15 protein-coding genes and 1 pseudogene are annotated in these 20,619 nt (G+C 61.4%); 6 read left to right on the forward strand and 10 right to left on the reverse strand.

Features of this window, described 5'->3' with window-relative positions; genetic code table 11:
- Positions 1–287: 287 nt before the first annotated feature.
- From NKJ76_RS26360 to NKJ76_RS26370, 3 genes and pseudogenes are all read left to right on the forward strand, one after another.
- Positions 288–1,482 (forward strand): annotated as a pseudogene (locus NKJ76_RS26360) (IS256 family transposase).
- Between the two features lie 122 nt (positions 1,483–1,604).
- Positions 1,605–2,675: a hypothetical protein gene (locus tag NKJ76_RS26365; protein WP_352538734.1), complete on the forward strand. Its 1,071-nt coding sequence runs from the start codon at positions 1,605–1,607 to the stop codon at positions 2,673–2,675.
- Between the two features lie 68 nt (positions 2,676–2,743).
- A complete protein-coding gene (locus tag NKJ76_RS26370) occupies positions 2,744–3,538 on the forward strand; it encodes an NYN domain-containing protein (protein WP_352538735.1) in 795 nt (264 codons plus the stop codon).
- Positions 3,539–3,596: 58 nt separating this feature from the next.
- On the opposite strand, the gene NKJ76_RS26375 is transcribed toward NKJ76_RS26370, so the two are convergent.
- A complete protein-coding gene (locus tag NKJ76_RS26375) occupies positions 3,597–4,544 on the reverse strand; it encodes a hypothetical protein (protein ID WP_352538736.1) in 948 nt (315 codons plus the stop codon).
- Between the two features lie 92 nt (positions 4,545–4,636).
- Positions 4,637–4,897: a hypothetical protein gene (locus NKJ76_RS26380; RefSeq protein WP_352538737.1), complete on the reverse strand. Its 261-nt coding sequence runs from the start codon at positions 4,895–4,897 to the stop codon at positions 4,637–4,639.
- Positions 4,898–5,128: 231 nt separating this feature from the next.
- Between NKJ76_RS26380 and NKJ76_RS26385 the strand changes: the two genes are divergently transcribed.
- The gene (locus NKJ76_RS26385; protein WP_245261215.1) at positions 5,129–7,156 is read left to right on the forward strand and encodes an SAM-dependent methyltransferase; all 2,028 of its coding nucleotides are present in this window, start codon (positions 5,129–5,131) and stop codon (positions 7,154–7,156) included.
- 20 nt (positions 7,157–7,176) lie between these two features.
- On the opposite strand, the gene NKJ76_RS26390 is transcribed toward NKJ76_RS26385, so the two are convergent.
- Together NKJ76_RS26390 and NKJ76_RS26395 are read right to left on the reverse strand one after the other, a co-directional pair.
- A complete protein-coding gene (locus NKJ76_RS26390) occupies positions 7,177–7,857 on the reverse strand; it encodes a redoxin domain-containing protein (protein ID WP_023672127.1) in 681 nt (226 codons plus the stop codon).
- 19 nt (positions 7,858–7,876) lie between these two features.
- Positions 7,877–11,161 carry an adenylate/guanylate cyclase domain-containing protein gene (locus tag NKJ76_RS26395; RefSeq protein ID WP_023672128.1) on the reverse strand — a complete coding sequence of 1,095 codons (3,285 nt, stop codon included), beginning with the start codon at positions 11,159–11,161 and terminating at the stop codon, positions 7,877–7,879.
- Between the two features lie 290 nt (positions 11,162–11,451).
- Here NKJ76_RS26395 and NKJ76_RS26400 point away from each other — a divergent pair, with 290 nt between their 5' ends.
- The gene (locus tag NKJ76_RS26400) at positions 11,452–13,215 is read left to right on the forward strand and encodes an adenylate/guanylate cyclase domain-containing protein (protein ID WP_352538738.1); all 1,764 of its coding nucleotides are present in this window, start codon (positions 11,452–11,454) and stop codon (positions 13,213–13,215) included.
- Positions 13,216–13,235: 20 nt separating this feature from the next.
- Here NKJ76_RS26400 and NKJ76_RS26405 read toward each other — a convergent pair whose 3' ends face one another.
- From NKJ76_RS26405 to NKJ76_RS26415, 3 genes are all read right to left on the reverse strand, one after another.
- A complete protein-coding gene (locus tag NKJ76_RS26405; RefSeq protein WP_352538739.1) occupies positions 13,236–14,609 on the reverse strand; it encodes a hypothetical protein in 1,374 nt (457 codons plus the stop codon).
- Positions 14,609–15,127: a GNAT family N-acetyltransferase gene (locus NKJ76_RS26410; protein WP_023816106.1), complete on the reverse strand. Its 519-nt coding sequence runs from the start codon at positions 15,125–15,127 to the stop codon at positions 14,609–14,611. The genes NKJ76_RS26405 and NKJ76_RS26410 overlap by 1 nt, the downstream gene beginning before the upstream one ends.
- A 136-nt stretch (positions 15,128–15,263) precedes the next feature.
- The gene (locus tag NKJ76_RS26415) at positions 15,264–16,085 is read right to left on the reverse strand and encodes a hypothetical protein (protein WP_352538740.1); all 822 of its coding nucleotides are present in this window, start codon (positions 16,083–16,085) and stop codon (positions 15,264–15,266) included.
- Between the two features lie 298 nt (positions 16,086–16,383).
- Between NKJ76_RS26415 and NKJ76_RS26420 the strand changes: the two genes are divergently transcribed.
- The gene (locus NKJ76_RS26420; protein ID WP_023698120.1) at positions 16,384–17,799 is read left to right on the forward strand and encodes an adenylate/guanylate cyclase domain-containing protein; all 1,416 of its coding nucleotides are present in this window, start codon (positions 16,384–16,386) and stop codon (positions 17,797–17,799) included.
- 15 nt (positions 17,800–17,814) lie between these two features.
- Here the strand turns inward: NKJ76_RS26420 and NKJ76_RS26425 are convergent, their stop codons facing one another.
- The 3 genes from NKJ76_RS26425 to NKJ76_RS26435 all read right to left on the reverse strand — a co-directional run bounded on the left by NKJ76_RS26425 (position 17,815) and on the right by NKJ76_RS26435 (position 20,618).
- Positions 17,815–18,294: a class I SAM-dependent methyltransferase gene (locus tag NKJ76_RS26425; RefSeq protein WP_023672134.1), complete on the reverse strand. Its 480-nt coding sequence runs from the start codon at positions 18,292–18,294 to the stop codon at positions 17,815–17,817.
- A 147-nt stretch (positions 18,295–18,441) separates the two neighbouring features.
- Entirely contained in the window at positions 18,442–19,623 is a 1,182-nt protein-coding gene (locus tag NKJ76_RS26430) for an ABC transporter permease (protein WP_031249370.1), read from the reverse strand.
- Complete coding sequence (locus tag NKJ76_RS26435) at positions 19,620–20,618, reverse strand: ABC transporter permease (RefSeq protein WP_352538741.1); 999 nt, start codon at positions 20,616–20,618, stop codon at positions 19,620–19,622. Before NKJ76_RS26435 ends, NKJ76_RS26430 begins: the two co-directional genes overlap by 4 nt.
- Position 20,619: the final 1 nt, after the last annotated feature.

The following is a 20,619-nucleotide window of genomic DNA, read 5'->3' on the forward strand; positions in this document are numbered from 1 at the left end:
CCTCACCCTGACACTCAGTCAATATAAGCATAGCCTGAATTAGAGATTCCGGACATCACATTTCAACACTGGGCACCAGGAGGAAGCTGCTTGGCTCCTCGTGTTTGTCATGGCAAGAATAGGTGTTGTTGGTCGTGCCCCATCAGGTGGTGTAGCTCGGCGGTAGCGAAGCCGCTCACGAGCGCGCCGTTAGTAGCGCTCGTAGCGAGCGAGCGGCGTGTGGGTGGTCATCGGCGCTTTCCGGTAGGGTTTGGTTGTTGACGCCACCCATTTCGGAAGGACCACCGATGACCGACGACATGATGAACCTGCGCACGCTCGTGGAGAAGACCCCGGATGCCGATCTGCTGCGGGAGATGATCGGCTTTGCCGCCGAGCGACTGATGGAAAGTGGGCGCGGCCACCGGCGCCAGCTATGGCGAGAAGAACCCGCTGCGGCTCGCCCAGCGCAATGGCTACCGCGACCGGGACTGGGAGACGCGGGCCGGCACGGTCGAGCTGCGCATCCCGAAGCTCAGGAAGGGAAGCTACTTTCCAGGTTTCCTCGAACCGCGCCGCATGGCCGAGAAGGCGCTAACCGCCGTCATCCAGGAAGCTTATGTGCAAGGCATCTCGACCCGGTCGGTTGACAACCTGGTCAAGGCCATGGGTATGAGCGGCATATCCAAGAGCCAGGTCTCGCGGCTGTGCGAGGAGATCGACGGGAATGTGAAGGCCTTCCTCGATCGGCCGATCGAGGGCGATTGGCCATACCTATGGATCGACGCCACTTACCTGAAGGTCCGCCGCGGTGGGCGGATCGTCTCGGTCGCCGTTATCATCGCCGTCGGCGTCAACGCGGACGGCCGGCGCGAGGTACTGGGCATGGAGATTGGCACCTCGGAGGCCGAGCCGATCTGGACAGAGTTCCTGCGCAAGCTCACACGTCGCGGCCTGCGCGGCGTCAAGCTCGTCGTCTCCGATGCTCACGAAGGCCTCAAGGCGGCCGTCACCAAGGTGCTGTGCGCGACATGGCAGAGGTGCCGCGTCCACTTCATGAGGAACGTGCTGGCCCATGCCGGCAAGAGCGGCCGCAGGGTCGTCTCAGCCTTCATCGCCACCGCTTTCGCCCAGGAAACGCCCGAGGCCGCGTCCGTACAATGGCGCGCCGTCGCCGACCAGATCCGGCCGAAGGTGCCGAAGCTGGCGACAATCATGGACGACGCCGAGCCCGACGTGCTGGCCTACATGACCTTCCCCAAGGAACATCGCGCCAAGCTCCACTCGACGAATCCGATCGAACGTCTCAACGGCGAGATCAAGCGGCGCACCGAGGTCGTCGGAATCTTCCCGAACGACGATGCGATCGTGCGCCTAGTCGGCGCAATCCTGCTCGAACAGAACGATGAATGGGCAGTGCAGCGGGCCAGATATATGACTCTGGAAACGATCAGCCAGATGAGCGATGATCCCCTGATAAGCCTGCCAGCCGTGGCGCGCTGATCAGCCCGGCTCATGCCGGAGAGCACGGCGACTAATGCCGCCAGCTACACCACGCCGCGGGACACGATCGTGTTGTTCCGAAACGTCGCACTTACTGAGCCTAGGTTTGGCAGGAGGTCTGATTGGAAAAAGGTCCGAGCGTGCTTATGCGTGGTATGAGTGAAAAGAAGATCAATGCCTTATGGGCTTTGACAAAGCGGCCGGAAGGAAATTGGTGGCAGGACCTCCTGCGATCCTGGGCGCCGTCCGGATCGCCGCTGAAGGGACAGCGACAGCTACGGCTGGCTCTCCGCGATGAATACCTCAACTTCTATCATTGCGGTCAGTCACTCGCGCGAGTGTCGCTGGACAGGCGAGGACATCCCAAGTTGGAGGTGCACCACAAGTACGTTTTCGACGATGTGTCCGGCCAAACTTACATGTCCCTGTCTGACCAAACCGTTCGCTACAAGTCGACAGCCGAGCGGGAAGCCCCTTACCAAGGGATCCAAACCATGACGGCATGGATCAAGCGCGCAAATACGTATTCGGGCTATGAAAAGTCGGGTGTGGAATGCATCGTTGCGGCGAATGAAGATGTTATAGATCTGGAGATGGGGATCCCTTGGTGGCCAGAGCAGGCAGTCGATGCCAGTACACCGGAACGGACCGGCAAATACGCTCCACGTATGGACATGATAGCTTTGGAGGATGGTCCACGGGGCCTCATCAACATCGTTTTCTGGGAGGCAAAGACCCTGGGCGACAAAAGACTGCGAAGCAGGAGCACTCCGGAGGTCATCCGGCAGCTACAGGTTTATAACAAGTATCTCAATCGAGCCCCCTACCGTGACGCGGCTTGCGCAGCCTATGTAGAGACGTGCAAGCTTCTGAAGACCTTCCACGAGATGGCAACGCACCTTCCTGGAGCAACATCTCTGCCGCCGCTCGGCAACCTTGTTTCCAGGATAGCCTCGGGAGCCGAACTTCCTGTCGTCGATCCGATGCCGCGGCTATTGATATTCCCGGCCGAGGTCAGCACGGGAAACTTCGAACGACAGGTCTCCACCTGGAGTCGCCATCTTGCGAAACTCACAAGTGAGTTTCCCGTCTACAGCGTCCCTGACCCGAAAGCCGCTGTTTTGGCGAGTAGTATTCGTCAATTCGATCGAAAGCCTGATGAGCACATCGTTCAAGCAGCAAGCGCGTTTTGAAGGGAGGTTCTCGAAAAGCGGCCGAAAATCAATGTTATCCTGGTGACAGGAAGGGGGAGATTTGCGAGATGAACAGCGATCCACTTGCGCTTTTAATTGACGGCGACAACGCGTCCCCAAAGATCATCTCGGGGCTCCTCGCGGAGATCGCCAACTACGGCACGGCTAGCGTCAGGCGGATCTACGGTGATTGGACGAAGCCAAACCTCAACGGCTGGAAGGAGTGCCTGCTCGAGCATTCCATTCAACCCGTACAGCAGTTCGCCTACACGACAGGCAAGAATGCGACCGACGGTGCGATGATCATCGACGCAATGGACCTGCTCTACACCGAGCGGTTTTCCGGCTTCTGCATCGTCTCGAGCGACAGCGATTTCGCAAGGCTCGCATCACGCATCCGCGAACAGGGTATAACCGTTTACGGATTCGGTGAACGTAAGACGCCGCGACCGTTTATTACGGCTTGCGACAAGTTCATATACTTCGATGTGCTCGGCGGCGCGGCACCAGAGCCGCAGGCAACCCCAATCACCCCAGAGAAGGTCGTAGGAAAGCCAGCGAATGCTCCCACCATACCCGTCAAACCGGAACAAGGTCGGTCAGCGCCGGGTGGGGCGGCGAGTGGCAGGCTGGACGAAGTCGCTCTCGGCATGCTTCAAAATGCAGTCAAGGCATCGGCAGACGACGAAGGTCGTGCAAACCTCGCTCGCGTGGGCGCTCATCTGTCAAAACAGTCTCCAGATTTCGACGCTAGAAACTACGGCTATGCGCGATTAAGCGATCTAGCGGTCGCTTCTGGCATTCTCGACGTGGAGCGTGTCGGTGAACAGAAGGTTGTCATGGTGCGACTGAAGACAAGCTGACCGAACGATTACTGACCTTCGCCAAGCTGGTAGGAGACGCCCAAGTCTCGGCTAGCGGTCAAAGAACCACCACCAGGCATCGACGGACATCCTCGTTCAATGCGAATTTCCGTAGGCGCTCGAGTGTCCGGAGGCTGTGAACGACCTCCGGCCTGATTTGCTCGAAATCGAGTGTGTGGTTGATCACGGGCGTCCTGACGTTGACGAATGCCATGGATTTTGTGGGTCGAACGACCATGTCAGGTTCCAGGTAAGGAAGCAGGGCCTCCCCGAGCGCTTCGGCGTTCCGAGTTGCGATCGCAAGCTCGCAGCCGATACCCTTGAATTTGTGAATCAATCGAACGCTGTTTCCCGAATACAAGCCGGGGAAATAGATCCAGCTTCCGTCCTTACCCACGATGTCCGGCTTCGGCATTCGAAGTTGGGGAAACTCCGAGGAGGCCATCGACCAGTAGTTCTTGTAAAAGTTCATCATGGCCACGTCGGCCGACTTCACGTATCCCTTCCGGAAATCCGTGATCGCGCTTTCAAAAACGTGTCGTTTGAATGTGAACTCGGGAAACCCGTTGAGGAATGCTACCACCTCCTCGTAGGATAGATTTGCGTCGATGTGCAAAGAATGCTCCGCGTCGAGAGCCTCAAAATAGCTTCGAGGTGACATCAGGATAACCTTGAAGCGCCCCCATTTACCTGCTCGGACGCCTGCCTCCCCCCGCATGCGGTATCTAGCGAACTGGCGGTCCATCAATGGCGCTCGGACTTTGTTCTCGATCAGGATAGCGCAACTGCCATTCGGTCCGCTGGCGACAACCTCAATGTCTGTCTCACCAAGGGAGGTGTCCGCGACCGAGCGACGTATGGAAACTGGTTTCAGGTCTGGTGGTTCACCTGCGACCGCTAGCACTTTCGAGAAGAAGGCCTGAGAGCTGTGCAAGAGATCCATGGCAAGCACGTCCGTGACGATTTCCTCAACACGGGCGATGGTATCAAATTTCAGGCTATTCATTGTCTCAGCAAGCCTCTTCGCTATCCGCGCCTGCTGCTCGGCAATTCTTATGAGGTCACCGCGCGGTTACTGTCTCTAGCGTGCACTGAAATTCACCAGAGTCCATCGGGGTTCGTCAGTGCTAAAGATTCAACGACCAGCGATTCGCCTTCCGGCGCGCATTTGCGCGAAATCCAGCGCACTGCTATGAACCACTTGAACGGCGTAATTTGTGGCTTGCCAAGGTTGGGGTCGAGCGTTCGAATCGCTTCACCCGCTCCAGTTTCCTCTAGGGGAATCAAGCGATGAAGAGGCGCCTTTCGGGGCGCCTTTTGCTTTTTCCAGACCGGCGATGTAAGCGCGTTGCGGGACACTTGTTCTCCCTCAGAACCAGGCGCGGGTAGTACGGCGTGGCGCATAATCCCTTGGTTTCCAGTTCGGCGAACGGCGGCAGCGCATCCGAAGCGCTTGCTTGGCTGGCGTTGCGGAACGCCGCGTCCGAATGCGGCTCAGGCTCGCGCTTGGTCGACCCGCAGCCCCTGCGCGCACTCCCGGCGGGACGCAAGTGGGCGCATGAGATTGCCAAGGTAATCTTCGATGGCCTCATGGCAGGAAGCCTGTCGGTGCCGGCACAATTGGCTGCCGGATGGGCGAGGTTCGGCAGCGCAACCACCGCGTTGATCATCGAACTCGGCAAGATCTGGGACAATCCCGCAGCAGCTCGCCGCGTCCAGTACCAGCTTGAGCAAATGCTTCTCGAAGCCGACGATCTTGCCGCGCCGCGCAGGCTGGCGCGAACGCTCGGAGTTCGCGTCGACGCTCGCAATCCGACCGCGACCGAACTGCCGGAAGGCATCGATCAGATCTATGCCCATCTGATGCTGGATGGCCGGATCGAGGCTGTCGTGCAGTTCGGTGCACTCGGGACGGTGACGAGCGATCATTGGATTGAATTGATCCTGGATGTAGTGCCTGCTGAGCGGCTTGCGGGAGGATCGCCTGCACCGCAAAAGGGCGCCGGCGCGACCACGTCAAACACGCCTGCAGCCGAGGTATCGTTTGCCATGGCGGGAAGCGAGCCCGATCAGGACAGCCACTTCGGCAAACTCGCGCAATTGGCCGCACAGGCGCATGACCTGGTTCGGTCGAGCGCTGAACCGTCAGAGCCTGTTACGCCGCGCCGCGCACGGGTCGCGGACAAGCACGACAAGGATCGCACGGCGTTCTGGAACAGCTATTTCGCGACCGAGGATCCCTGGAACTACAGCTCGCTCTATGAGCAGGAAAAATATGAGCGGCAGATCGAGATCCTGCCTGCCGGTCCCATCGGGCGGGCGCTTGAGCTGGCCTGTGCGGAGGGCCATTTCACGCGGCAGCTGGCGCCGCGCGTGGGCCATCTGACCGCAACCGACATCTCCGCCATAGCCATCGAGCGAGCCCGCGCCCGATGCAACAATCAGGCGAATGTCGAGTTCGGCGTACTCGATTTCGCTGCCGACACGCTGCCGGGTGAGATGGATCTGATCTTCTGTTCGGAGGTGCTCTACTATCTGGACGATCTCGCCGAGTTGCGGCGCATCGCCAAGAAATTTGCCGAGGCGTTGGCGCCTGGCGGTAGTTTCATCAGCGCACACGCATTCGTGCTGCGTGACAATGTCGAAAAGACGGGCTTCGACTGGAACACATTCGGTGCCCAGGCGATCTCCGAGACGCTGGCAGCGACCGAAGGCCTGGTGCTCGAGCAATCGATCCAGACCGAGCTCTACCGCATAGACCGCTTCCGCCGCCTATCGCCGGGCGATGTGGCGACGGACCCGGTGATCGATCATGTGCCGATCCGCGCGCCCATCGAAATCGGCGTCGCGCGAAATATCGTCTGGGGTGGGGCGCGAGCCTTGCGCCGCGACGTCGCACGTAACGAGCAGCGCCGGCATATCCCTGTCCTCATGTATCACGGCGTTGCCGATGAAGGTCCGGCCGCGCTCGCTCGCTTTCGGCTCACGCCCGCCGCATTCGCCAGCCAGATGGGATGGCTGCGCGCCAATGGCTTTCACGCCATTGGCTCCGAGCAGCTGGAAGCATCCATCGCCAACCGTCAGCCTTTCGTCGGCCGCCCGGTGCTCATCACTTTCGATGACGGCTTCCAGAACTTCGCCGACCATGCCTGGCCGATCTTGCGCGCCAACGACCTGAACGCGGAAGTGTTCCTGGTGACGGACCTGGTGGGCGAAAGTGCAAAGTGGGACACCGACATCGGTCCGCCGACGCCGCTTATGGGCGCCGGGACGGTGCGACGCCTCGCTGCCGAAGGCGCCTTCTTCGGCAGCCACATGGCGACGCATCGCGCCATAGATGGTCTGTCGAGCGCTGACCTGGCCGCCGAGCTCCTGCGCTCTCGTCTGTTCATCGAACGCTGGACCGGCCGGCCAACCAGGGCGTTCGCGGCCCCCTTCTCCGTCACCGACCGACGGCTTGGCCGGCTGGCTAGGGAGTGCGGCTATCGAGTAGGCTTCGGCCGCAGGCACGGGCCGGCGGACCTCCATAGCGATCTCATCGACCTTCCGCGCATCGAGATTCGCGGCGACCGCTCGCTCGATGACTTTGTCGCCACTGTCGAGGCCGTGCTCGGATAAACGGTGAACTTGTCAGTTCATTATTGGGCGACTTGCGACACGGCTGACATCAGCTCCTTCGGGTTTGGGGCGCCAAACATGTATCGCCCACCCTCCGGGACCTCCGTGAAGCTCCAGCGGACGATCCCCTGCCGGTCCAGCAGGAACTGACCAACCAGTTGTCCGTGTCCCGTGGCCATCATCTGCTCGTCGGCTTCGGTCAGTTCGTAGTGGTCCTTCTTGTCGAGGATTGCGGCGGCTGTCATCGGATCCATGGGACCGGGCAATTCGCCAGGTATGTCGACCCGCATGTCCTGTGCCGCTGCCATCGCGACCTTGTACGGCCAGTTCGTCTCGTTCTCGGTGAATTCGAGATTGGGCAGTCCAAAAGCACGATGTGAAGCGCGTTCCGGGTCCGACGCCGCAAGCAGGTTCGGCATTGGATGGTAGCGGAAATAGAGCCGCGCCCGTTCGATCGGCGTGTTGACCACCGTCAGGCTCTCCACGCCCTTTTCGCGCAGCTCCGGATCGAGACGCGCCTGAGCGGCGATGTGGCGCCGGCAAAACGCACAATGCAGACCTCGAAACAGGCCGACCAGCACCGGTTTTTGCCCGCGAAAGTCGTCAAGCGCAATCTTGCCTTCCTGGGTAATGGCGTCGAGTATCAGGTTCGGCGCCCGGTCGCCCGGTTGAAGCGGTATCAATCCACTAGGCGCGGACATGTCCAACCCCCTATCCCGGCTAGTCGAGAAAAGGCAGCACCACAAGCGCTTCCGGGTCGAGCCCGTGCTGGGCGCATATACCCTGCGCCAGGGAAAAGTAGCGTTCGGCCTCGGCCAGATTGTCGAGGTCGAGATTAAGCGTTGCGAGTCCATCATAGCACGGAAACAGCAGTTGGGGCTCGCCCGTTTCGCGGGCTACCTCCAGTGCTTCGTGGAACAAGCCGATCGCCAGTTCCGGATGGCCGTTGCACTGGTGGATCTGCCCAAGCACGATCAACGGCACTGGCAGGTGCTCGCGCTGGTCGAGCGCCCGGTCAATCTCGATGGCCTTCTCGGCAGCAGGCACGCCCTCCGTTGGACAGCGATCCGTGAAAGTACAACAAGCTACCGCCAGATTGGCGAGGAGGCGCGCCTGGAAACCCAAATCGCCAATACGGCGCGCCACTTCAAGACCGCGCCGACAGACCTCCATCGCCTTCGCCGGATCGATGGTCGTGTAGAGCACCCCGAGATTGGTGTAGCCGCGGCAGGCCGCGCCCAGCAGACCGGCGGCTTCGGCCAATTCAATGCTGCGCTCAACCTCACGCACGGCTTCATGGTTTCGCCCAAGGCGAGCCAGCGCAACAGCCTTGGTATTAAGTGCCTCGGCGGTCACGAGGGTGGCATCATCGGAGACATGTTCCGTTGTCAGAGAGCGTACGCAATCCAGCGCCGCGTCTGCCCATTTTGCCGCGAGAGTGTGATCTCCGCTGCGGAACGCCTGTCGGCCACGTTCTTGCCAGAGATGCGCCTGCTCGATCGGGGCATCCGCTCCATCGAGGAGCGCTGCCGCTTCAGCGTAGCGCGATTCCGCGTCGTCCCGCTTGCCCACGTCCCAAAACAGCCGACCGATCTTGCGCAAAACGCGCGCCGCCGCGACACGATCGGCTGACTCGCGATAGGCCTGCAGCACCGCCTCGTAGTGGCGGTGTGCAATCTCGCGGCGGCCTGCCGGGCCGCTCAAATCGGCAATGCGCTCTGCAATTGCCAGTTTGAGCGGTGTTTGCCCGATCGCGCCCAACGCAGTCAGTGCTCGCTCGTAGAAACGAAGGGCGTCGTCATTGGCGTATATCATGCGAGCGCGATCTCCCGCCGCCTGCAGGTAATGCGCGCCCCTCTCCCGCTCGGCGCTCTGAGCGAAATGATGACCGAGCACGGCCAGATCCTCGAACCGTTCCGGCTTGTCGCCGCACAGTTGCTCCAGGGCGGCACCTACCCGGCGGTGGATGTCGGTCCGGCGTTGCAGGAGCAGATTCTGGTAGATCACGTCCTGCAGCAATGTTTGCGTAAAGCGGTAGCTTTGCGACGAGACCGAGCCTGATCCGGCAACTTCCTCGATGATTTCCGCATCGCAAAGCAGTTCGCAGCCCGCTTCCAGTCGGCCGGGGTCGGCTGCCACGGCTTTCAGAAGCGTGGCATCGAAGCGCGGGCCGATTACCGCGGCTTCCTGGGCCAACCGGCGCACCTCTTGCGGCAGCCGGTCGACGCGAGCAAGCAACATTGCCTGGATCGTGGCGGGGATGCCGGTTGCGACTTCGCCTGCCACGGTCCGCCATTGCTGGCCCTCGCGCACCAATACACCGCGATCGATAAGGCCGCGAACGATCTCCTCCAAGAAAAGCGGGTTGCCGCCCGCGCGCTCGAGGATCTGGTCGAGAAGCCCTCCTGCGGCGTTTACCCAGCTCTCGCCGAAAAGCGCCGCCACCAGGCGGCGTCCGTCATCGCTGTCGAGCGGCGAAAGCCTGAGCGCTGTGTGGCTGACCCGACTTGAGTCGAGTTGGTCGTTGTCCGACGCCGGACGATGCGTGACCAGCAACATCAGCCGCGTGCGTTCCAGTCTGTCCATCACGAAACGCAGTGCCTCGAGCGAGACGGAGTCGGCCCAGTGCAGGTCTTCGACGACAATCAACAGCGGCGACAACGCAAGCCGCCGTTCCATGATTGTGCGGACCGCGTAGAGAATTTGCCGCCGCAGCTGCTCGGGCTCGACATGCTGCAAGGTGGCATCGGGGTCGCCGAGGCCAAGCACATGGTAGAGCAAAGGCATCAGCCGCTTCGCCTCCTCGCCCTGCAGGCCGAGATCGGCAAGCAAGGCTGCGAGCTTGCCCCGCATTTCGTCCCCATTGTCGTTTTGCATCATCCCGGCAGCGCTGCGCACCACTGCACCCAGGGCGCCAAATGATTGTTCACCCAGCGGTGAGCACGTGGCCTGCCGCACGGCGACGTTGCGAAAACGATCCTCGTCGCCGACGCGGGCGACGAACTCCTTCACCAACCGCGACTTCCCGATACCGGCTTCGCCGACGAGGCGGACAAGCTGGGCCGAGCCGCCGCACGCCAAGTCAAGGCTCGCCAGCATTCTGTTGAGCTCCGCATCACGACCTATTATGGGCGCACTGAGGCCGAGCGCCTCGAGCCCGCGCGCTGCACGCGGCGCCGCAAGCGGTGCATCCAGTCGGTGGACGAGCACACTGCCAGCCTTGCCGCGAAAGACGACATCGCCCAGCGACTCGTACGAGAAGGCATGCCGGGTCAGCCTGTGCGTGAGTTCGCCCACCAGCACCTCACCCGGTGCAGCCAGCGATTGCAGGCGTTGCGCCGTATTCACCGTGTCGCCGGTCACCGAATAGGATTTGGCGGTGCCGATGCCCAATCCGCCAGTAACGACCGGACCCGTGTTTATGCCTATGTGGAGCAGCAGCGGCGAGCCGGAGTGGCGGGTGCTTTCACCGAGCCGCGCCGTCCGGGCGATCATGTCGAGAGCGGCTCGAAGCGCACGTTCCGGATCGTCCTCATGCGCGACCGGCGCACCGAATAAGGCGAGCAGAGCGTCGCCGATGAATTTGTCGACGAAACCACCAAAGCCTTGCACGGCCGCCGTCAATTCCTTGAACAGTTCGTTCTGCAGCGCCTGCATGACCTCGGGGTCGAGCTGCTCGCTGAGTGTCGTGAAGCCGCAGAGATCGGCGAACAGCACCGTTACCGTTCGTCGATCGGCGTCGGAGACGGAATGCGGCCCCTCTTCGCTTTCGATGTTCGGCGATGGAGCTCGAGAGGGCTGCGCAATGGTGCGGCTTGGTGTCGGAGCAGGCCGTTCGGCAGCTTTTGCGGACGCACCGACGCTTGCCCCACATTTAGGACAGAACTCGAAATCAGGTGCGCAGGCGTAGCCGCAACTGGCGCATGGCACGGGCTGGCGGCGGCCACACTTCGGACAGAAGGCGTAACCGCCCTCGATCTCGAAACCGCAGCCCGAGCAGTTCATGGACACCTCACCAGAGCATGATGCCGAAGAGTGTGAAGCGGTTTTCGGACGACATCATGCTCTATCTCTTTGACCTTGGGCCATGACGCGTGATCTCGCCACGCTCGTCACGGCCGGGGTATTCACAAGGATGAACCGATAGTCGTCAACCGGCAAGCGGCAGCGCAAATGGGCATCGGTCTGGGTTCGGCGGTGGAGCACTGCCGATACGGGCGGCCGCGTGGCCGTGATTTGCGAAAATTCCCTCGTCCCGCCGTCTTCCTGCTATGATGGAGACGAGGAGGCGACCCATGAGCGAGAACCGTAAGCTGGCCGCAATCCTGGCTGCAGATGTGGTCGGATACAGCCGGCTCGCGAGCGCGGACGAAGATCGTACCTTGGCGCGGTTGCGAGCACTGCGCAGCGACCTGATCGATCCGATCATTGCAGTGCACCACGGGCGGGTTATCAAGCGTACCGGAGATGGGGCACTGGTTGAGTTTCGCAGTGTGGTCGATGCCGTGCGCTGCGCCGTTGAGATTCAAAACGGTATGGTTGAGCGCAATGCCGGCGTACCGCAGGAGCGCCGCATCGAGTTCAGGATAGGCATCCATCTGGGCGACGTGGTCGAAGAGAGCGATGGCGACCTGATGGGTGACGGCGTCAACATCGCCTCGCGTCTGGAGGGCGTTGCGGCGCCCGGCGCCATCTGCCTGTCCGAGGATGCCTATCGCCAGGTCAAGGCCAGGCTTGACCTCTCGGTCAGCGATCTCGGCAGCACACAGCTCAAGAACATCGCCGAGCCGATCCGGGTGTATTCGCTGCAGGTCGGCGCCGGGGCCAAGGCGGCCGCGACCTCGCAAACCCCGACGAGCCCTCCGGCTGCGGCAGCGCCGCCGAAACTGTCGATCGCCGTGCTGCCGTTCGCCAATATGAGCGGTGATGCCGAACAGGACTACTTCGCCGACGGCATCTCCGAAGACATCATCACGGCGCTGTCCAAACTGTCACAGCTCTTCGTCATCGCTCGCAATTCGTCCTTCATCTTCAAGGGCCAGAACGTCCATGTGCAGGATGTCGGCACGAAGCTCGGCGTGCGCTATGTCCTTGAAGGCAGCGTACGCAAGTCGGGGAACAAGGTACGCATCACCGCGCAGCTCATCGATGCAATCTCAGGCGGCCATCTTTGGGCGGAGCGGTTCGATCGCGATCTGACCGACATTTTCGCCGTGCAGGATGACGTGACGCAGCACATCGTCGGTGCACTGGCGCTCAATCTGACCGAGGATGACCGTCTGCGGCTGGCGCCCGAACACCAGCGCAACCCGGAGGCGTATGACTGTTTCCTGCGGGGCCGGGAGCTATGGCACCGGCTGACGAAGGACACGAACGTCGCGGCCCGCGAGCTCTTGCAGCGGGCCATCGAACTGGACCCGAAATTTGCCTCTGCCCACGCTTTCCTAGCCCTCACGTACGGGCTCGATTACCTCAACAGGTGGGGTGCGTCGGACTCGATGGCGCAAGCGGAAGAGGCAGCAACGCGAGCGGTAACGCTGGATGACAGCGATCCCTGGGCGCACTGGGCGCTGGCATCGGCCAAGCTTTACACACGACGGCACGATGAGGCCATTGGCGAGGTGGAGCGCGCGATAGCCCTCAATCCGAACTTCGCCGAAGCGCACGTCGCCCGCGGCGAGGCGCTGTATTATTCGGGTAGGCCCGCGGAGGCGCTAGAGAGTTTCGCCCGGGGAAAGACCTTGAATCCATACTTCCCGGATGTGCTTCTGCACTTCCAGGCTTTGGCATCGTTTCAACTGGGAAGGTACGAAGAGGCGGTCGACCTCTTGCTGCAACGGCTGGCTCGCAACGCTGTCACCGACCTCTCGCGCGCGCTTCTGGCCGCCACCTACGGCCATCTGGGCCGTCTGGAGGAGGCCCATACGGCATGGCAGGACCTGCTTCGCGTCAATCCCGCCTATTCGCTGGAACACCGCCGCAAGGTCTTGCCTTACAAGAACCCTGCCGATTTCGAACTCATGGTCGAGGGGCTCCGCAAGGCCGGTGTGGTGCAATGACGGGCTAAAGCCCGGCCGGATCAGAGGCGTGAGGCCCGGCCGATCTTGCGCCATCGGGGGTTTTCGCGAACCGGTTTCAGGTCGTCGGTCGTCTCGGCAAATGTCCGCAACCGGTATTGCCGGAGCAGGTCCGGGAAGAGCGCCCCTTCCGGCAGGCCGGCAAGCTGCTCGCGGACCGAGATCTTTTCATCGATGACCCGCATGCCCCAGGCATTTTCCCGAACCTGCAGCTCGGCGGCCAGATCGCGCTCTTCTGGCGCGTGTTCATCCAGCGCAGCCAGCAGGATCGAGTGGAAAAGCGCGACATAGCCAATCTGTCTCAGGCCGCCCACGACCCGCACGCGCGGCAATATGGCAAGGGCGAGGAACATCAGGAACAAGTCCGGCAAAAGCATGCCGTCGAGCAGTGCCTGCTGAAGATGCGGCCGCTCGAACGGGATGGAAAGACCATGCGGCCTGTCAGGCTCGATCAGCCGCCCGTTCTCGAGGACGAGCTTGCGCACGCGCTGCTCGCGGATGCCCCAGAAATAGGCCGTGGCATTGGGCAGGAACCTGCCAAATAGGCCCGATGCGGCTTCTTGCAAGGCATGGTCGAGACGCCGGCGCCTTGCGGGCTCGAGGAGCAGCCTGGAAAGAAGGCTGCCTTCATCTTCCAGATGCCGCGAAACGACAGTCGCGGCCAGCCTATCATCGACGAAAACCGGCCGAGCCATGCCGGAACGATCCCAATCGGCGACCAGATGCTCGTTGAGTTCTGTCAGCGCATCGGCGGCTGTTGCAAATACCTTGTCCTGGCTGGCAAGCAGCGTGCCGAGCCAGCTTCTGGCATCCGTCTCATTGCCCACCGTTTCGAGCGCGCGCCCGTTGAGGGCGACGGGACCGGCCGCGCAGGCGCTTTTGCGGCACAGTTTGTGGCGGCCCATGCCAAACAAATTGACCTTGTCGTCGCCGACATCCAGCCATCCCGGCCCCTCCCGGCCGGTTGTCTCCATGGTCATGGTCGTTCCCATGAAGCCGAAAAAAGCCGACAGCCCGTTTTCGACCGCGCCGAGCCAGGCAAGCAGCAGGGCATCGAAGGTGATGCGATCCATCAGAAGCAGGCAGTGCAGGCCGGACTGGATAACCGGTCTGTGGTCGAATTCGTCGAGGGCCTTGTCGATCGCTTCGGGCTGCATGATCGCACCGAGGCGCTGCTGCAGGACGTCGCGCAGGATCGAGCGGGCAGCGATCGACAGGGCCGATGCAGGCCTTGCCACCGGCCGCCACAGATGGCGGGCATAATCGGAAACCGGCGCATTCCAGTTCTGCTCGATGTCACGCACGACCTCCGGGCAGAGCAGCGACAGCACAGCCAAAATGTCCACCGGAGGGGCAAGGGCAGGGACGGTGGTCATCAGAACCGCAGCCGGGCCATGCTCAGGAGGTCGTGGTACTGCCCGTCGGTAAAACCGGCCTTCACATGCCGGCCTTCGACCTCGAAGCCGTGGCTTGTGTAGAGACGGATGGCCGGTTCGTTGTCGGCATAGACGCTTAATTCGACCCGCTTCAGGGCGCGCCAATTGTCGGCCACGTCAAGCAGCGCGCCAAGGATGGCAGAGCCGATGCCCCTGCCGACAAAGCCATCATCGAGGCCGATATTGATCTCGCCGATATGCGAGCGGCGCGGCGAACCCTGTGCGATCAGGCTGCCATGGCCGACAACCTTGCCGTCCAACTCGGCAACGATCCAGGTGGTTTCCGGGCCGGACTTGGCGATGCGCCGCTCCACCTGCTCCACCATCTCGAACGGCATCCTGAGCGTGCCCCAGCGGAAGCCCGGCATATTGAAGATAGCGCAAAGCGCCTCGGCATCGCTTGGGCGGACGGCCCGGAGCTGCGGCTGGATTTTCTCTAGGGGTGGCGTGCTGGTCATGGCTTTTCCGGCTACAGCAATTCCAGGAAAAGTGTGAGCGGTTTTCCGTCCGGAATTGCGTCAGAACAAAGGACAGAGGCAATATGCCCGGCACGATGCACCGGACGTCACCTGAAAATCCAGCCGTCTCTGAGACCTATGCCGATTGCGGGGCAAAATGCCGGGGGGCGGCGCAGAGCTTGAGGATACCGCTGATGCCGATCCAGCCGAAAAGGGCAAGCCAGCACAATGTCCCGGCCGCCGTCCAGTCGATCCGGTGCACGGCGGCGTCGGTGATGACGAGGCCAAGGACGGCAAGCAGGCCAACCAGAAACTGCGCCAAGCCGAGCACCAGCAATTCCTCACGCGGCGCACTTCTCCAGACGAGATAGGTGCCGCCTGCACCCGCGAGGAAGATGGCGCTGTAGACCTGGGCGTGGAAGGCATCGATCGGCCATGGCCAGAAGCCACCGAATGTCAGGGGAAACAGCAACAGGCCGACGCCGTAGGCCCCGAGGATCGTCATTTCCACCGGTAGGTAGGCGCGCCATGCGGGGTTCAAGATCACGCCTTTTGCAGAAGGGCGGGCCCTTGCCCGCCACAGGAACAGCCCGGATACCGCGGCTGACGCAAGATAGACCAGAAACCAGAGCCAGGGGGCTTTGCGCTCGAAGTTGAAATAACCGAGATTGATGAACGAAGCCGCCGACACGATGACGGTGAAGATGAAGGCCATGACCAGCACGAGCCTGCCGGGCGACCAGCGATTCCAGACCAGCAGCGCCGCCATCACTGCCATTTCGGCGGTGTAGAAGCCGCCGAGGAAGCGGGCATTGAACGGCGTGACGGCCCAGGGCCAGCGCGGCTTGACCAGCGCAGGCGCGAAAAACAGGCCGGCCCCGACGATCAGGACGATGATGACCCCCGCCGAGAAAAGGCGCAGGGCCGCCGGAAATGGCGGGTTGTCGCGTGTCGGCATGGAGAAAACCCCAGAGATGAATGCCCCATGGGCTATCATAGTTTGGAATTCAACAAATGGAAATTGACCTGTCACCAGGCTTGTCCATTCGAATGGCCGTCCGGTCCATTTCGCAGTATGATGGAGCGTTCGGGTCGAAGATCGGTCCGGCCAACACGCCTAGAGCCGGATGATTTCAGGTCTGTCCGACCTGAAATCTGAATCCGCCTCTGAATCAGGAAGAGCATGATGTCGTCCGAAAACCGCTTCACACTTTTCGGCATCATGCTCTAGCGGCGCAATTTCCGGAGCCTGCACGATGACCGAAGCTCAGGATCTGTTCTCGCTTCTGCGGCAATCGACCGATGTCGATCCGCAGGCAATCGACGCAATCCGGCAAACCATCGCCGAGGGCAAGGACCGCGAACTTTGCCGCATCAATGCGCTGGCCTTCGCCAGCAAGCATGGCCTCGACGAGGAACGCACCATAAGCGCCTTTCTCCATGCAGCGCGGGTGGGCATCTTCGACATTTCCTGGAATGTTCTGTGCCCCGGCTGTGGCGGCGTGCTCGACACCAACGCCACGCTGAAAACCATGCAGAAGGACGAATACACCTGCGCGCTGTGCTCCCAGGGCTATTCGCCGACCCTCGACGAGATGGTCGAGGTGACATTCACCGTCAGTCCCCGCGTGCGCAGGATTGCCGCCCACAATCCACACGAACTGCCGTTGGTGGAATATTACCGCCAGATCTACTGGGCGTCCGGGGCCGATCTGCCGGACGAGGATCTGGCGGAAAAGATGGAAGCGTTCTCGCTGGAAGATATCGAGCTTGCGCCCGGTGAAAAGGCGGTTCTGCACATCCAGCTTCCGCCCCAATTCATCATCATCTTCGAGCCGGTCACGCATTCGGCCCAGTTCATCGACGCGAAGGGCGAACCGGCAAAAGAGCGGCGAAACCTCTCTCTGGCCTTCGACCGCGACCATGTCCAGAGCCAGACGCTGGAGATGCAACCCGGCCCATTGCGCATTTCGCTGGAAAACAGGACCGACACGCGCGTGCTGCCGACGGTCTTCATCGCCTGCCCGGTATTGCATGATTTCCTGGGCAAGCGCCGGCCCTTCGTGACCGCCAAGCGCCTGCTCACCAACCAGACGTTCCGGGATCTCTATCGCACGGATACGCTCGACATCAACCAGCGCCTGAAGATCACCAGCCTGACCTTCCTGTTCACCGATCTGCGCGGATCGACCGAGCTTTACGAGCGGGTGGGCGATCTTTCAGCCTTCGATCTCGTGCGCGAGCATTTCCAGGTTCTGCACGAGATCGTCGCGGCGGAGGCAGGCGCGGTTGTGAAGACGATCGGCGATGCGGTGATGGCGACCTTCGCGACGCCTGACCGTGCGATTGCCGCGGCGCTGCGGATGCGCGACGCCATGCGGGCGCTCAATGACAAAAGCGGGCGCGAGGACCTTCTGCTCAAGATCGGTGTTCATGCCGGCCCCTGCATAGCCGTGTCCATGAACGAGCGGCAGGATTATTTCGGCCAGACGGTCAACATTGCTTCGCGGGTCCAGAACCTCGCCAACGCACAGGCGATCTTCGCCACGCGTGCGGTGGTCGACGATAATCTCACCGCCGATCTGTTGCACAGGAACGCGCTGACGCCCGTGCCGCACGAGGTCTCGCTGCGCGGCATCGAGCGGGAGATTGCGGTTTATACGATCCCCTGAAGAGTTCTCTACCGCTCACACGCGCTTGCAGAGGAAATAACGGTCGGCGGGCTCCGAAGTGGGCGCCGGGAGGTGTTGCAGCAGCGGGTGATCGAGCGGCGTGCCACTGACCGCGAAGCCGCCGACGCGAAGCAGGCTCGCAATCAGATCGGGAAGCCAGGTAGCGGTCACTGCATCGCGATCGTCATAGCCGGTGCCAATGTCGGCATGAACAAGGGCGGCTTCGATGCCAATGAACTTGCGGCCCGTCTCGCGTATTTCGCCGAGCACGAGGTTTTCAGCTTCGGGAATTGAGCTAGTGTGCGCGCCAACTTCGCGGTCGAACACCACGATCCGGCGCCCGGGCAGAAGCTCGCGCAGATGGTGGAATGTCCGGCCATTGCCGAGGCCGAGCTCAAGCACAAGCCCCTCCATCTTCGCCACCTCGGGGCAGATTCGATTGAGAATGTCGCGCTGCGCGGTCATCCTGCTGATGAAATTATCGAGGCGACTCATATGCGATTGTGTGTCCTGAACCAGCAGCCCCGATCGAGGCTTGCTGCATATAAAGGCGAACGACGAACCCTGCAATAACGCAACCGGCCGCCGACAAGCGTCATACCGGGTGGAGTGTTCGGCAGGCCGCGCGGTGGAACAGCGATATCACTTGTAGGGGTCTGCGGCGTCCCGCAAGCCGTCGCCGAGGAAGTTGAACGCCATGATGACGAGGATGACCGGCAGCATCGGCAAAAGCAGCCATGGATAAAACGCGATCACGCTGACGCTGCGCGCCTCGGTGAGCAGGATGCCCCAGCTGGTTATCGGCGCCCTCAGGCCGAGCCCGAGGAAGCTCAACGCCGTTTCGCCCAGGATCATGCCAGGGATGGAGAGCGTCGCCGTCGCGATCAGATGCGACATGAAGCCGGGAATGAGATGCCGCCTGATGATGCGGCTGCTTCCGGCGCCCATCAATTGCGCCGCCAGAACGTAATCCTCCTCGCGCAAGGCCAGAAGCTTTGAACGTACGGCCCGCGCCAGTCCGGTCCAGTCGAGCAGCCCGAGGATGACGGTGATGCCGAAATAGATCAGGATCGGACTCCAGGTTATCGGCATGATCGCCGCCAGGGCCAGCCATAGCGGAATGCTGGGAATCGATTGCAGGACTTCGATTATCCGTTGGACGATCAGGTCGAAGATACCGCCGTGATAGCCGGCCAGCCCGCCGATGACGATGCCGAGCAGGAAGCTGAAACTGATGCCGACGAGGCCGATAGTCAGTGAAATGCGTGCGCCATAGATCATGCGTGAGAGCACGTCGCGCCCCAGCCTGTCGGTGCCGGCCAGAAAGAGTTGGCCGTTCTCGGCAGGACAGACAAAATGCCTGTCACCTTCGATCAGGCCCCAGAACCGATAAGTGTCGCCCTGGCAGAAGAAACGGAGCCGCTGAACTTCGTCGTGGTTCTCGATGTAGTTCCGCTTGAGCGTGTCCATATCCAGCGTCATCTGGCGGCCATAGACGAACGGCCCGACGAACTCGCCATTGTGGAACAGATGCACGTGCTGCGGCGGCGCATAGATGTAGTCCATGTTGCGCGAGTGCAGATTGTAGGGCGCCAGGAACTCGCAGATCAGTATCCCGGAATACAGCACTGCCAGGAATATGCCGGATATAAGCGCAAGCCGGTGTTTGCGGAATTTCCACCACATCAGCCGCAACTGCGATGCCTGAAAGACCTTCGATTGCTCCGGCGTCATCGCCTCGACCGACTGCAGGTCGAAGGGCGCGCCGGAAATGTAGTGTTGCAGTGGAGCACCCGGAGCGGGCAGCGGCGAGTCCTGCTTCATTTGGTGCTGCCACCCTGCAAACGAATTCGTGGATCAAGCAGCGCCAGCGCCAGGTCGGAAATCAGCACGCCGATAACCGTCAGGAAGGCGAGGAACATCAGGAATGACCCTGCCAGATACATATCCTGGCTTTGCAGCGCCTTGATCAGCATCGGCCCGGTCGTTTCCAAAGACAGAACGATAGCCGTGATCTCAGCGCCGGAGATGATGGCCGGCAGGATCGAGCCGATGTCGGAAATGAAGAAGTTGAGTGCCATGCGCAGCGGATATTTGACCAGCGCCTTGAACGGATGAAGGCCTTTGGCGCGCGCCGTCACGACATATTGCTTGTGCAGTTCGTCGAGCAGATTGGCGCGCAGCCGCCGGATCATGCTCGCCGTGCCGCCGGTGCCGATGATCAGGACCGGGATCCAGAGATGAGCGAGGATCGACTTCGCCTTGGCCCAGCCCATCGGCTCGCCGAGATATTGCTGGTCCATGAGGTGGCCGATGGACGTGCCGAACCAGATGTTGGCGAAATACATCAGGATCAGCGCCAGCATGAAATTCGGAATGGCAAGGCCGAGAAGGCCGAAGAAAGTCAGGCCGTAGTCGCCCCAGCTGTATTGATGCGTGGCGGAGTACATGCCGATCGGAAAGGCGATGAGCCAGGTGAAGATGATCGTGACGAAGGAAACCAGCACGGTCAGCCACATTCGGTCGCCGACGACGTCGCGAACCGGCAGCTCATATTCGAAGGAATAGCCGAAATCGCCGTGCAGCATCCCGCCCACCCAGTAGAAGTAGCGAATGACCGGCGGCTGGTCGAAACCATATTCCTTGCGCATCATCTGGATGCGGTCGGAATCCACCGCTTCGCCCTGGGCCCGAAGCTCAGCGACATAGCTGTCGAAATAGTCGCCCGGTGGAAGTTCGATGATGGTGAACACCAGCGCCGATATGACCAGCAGCGTTGGAACCATCACGGCGATGCGCCAGACAAGATATCGAAGCACG

It is taken from the genome of Mesorhizobium sp. M0029, from assembly GCF_040323735.1.
Classification (GTDB): domain Bacteria; phylum Pseudomonadota; class Alphaproteobacteria; order Rhizobiales; family Rhizobiaceae; genus Mesorhizobium.